A 379-nucleotide genomic window follows, 5' to 3' on the forward strand; every position below is an offset into this window, starting at 1 on the left:
TCTGACCTATATATTTCTTATTGCACTGACAGGATACTTCGTAAACTACATTTGATTGGTCTAACATCGGAGTTCTGTCTTTCACGTTACCAAAAAATTTTTTACTGGTTTTAACATTGTAAAAAGCAACTTTTTTGTCAGGGGCGTCTAACAAATTCTTAACTAAAGGAGCCAGTTTTGAATGGAAAGGAACTTTAATAAAATTATTGTTAGAGGTCGTACTGGAATCTTTTGATTTATCTATTTGATCAGTATGGTTGTGAAAAATACGATTTACTATCGATCGTGGGTAGTTATTAGAAAATAACCTTTCCTTAAGCATTTTGGTGTTCTTTTCTTTATATGGCTCCGAACTGAGTTTTTCTATTTTATTTTTTAA

1 protein-coding gene is annotated in these 379 nt (G+C 31.1%); it reads right to left on the reverse strand.

The features are described from left to right. On the reverse strand, positions 1 to 379 hold a 379-nt coding region (locus GUI43_RS34395), incomplete at both ends, for a hypothetical protein (RefSeq protein WP_211326820.1).

Origin of the sequence: Micromonospora noduli, from assembly GCF_003264365.1 — a bacterium.
In the GTDB taxonomy this organism is placed as follows: Bacteria; Actinomycetota; Actinomycetes; order Mycobacteriales; family Micromonosporaceae; genus Micromonospora; species Micromonospora noduli.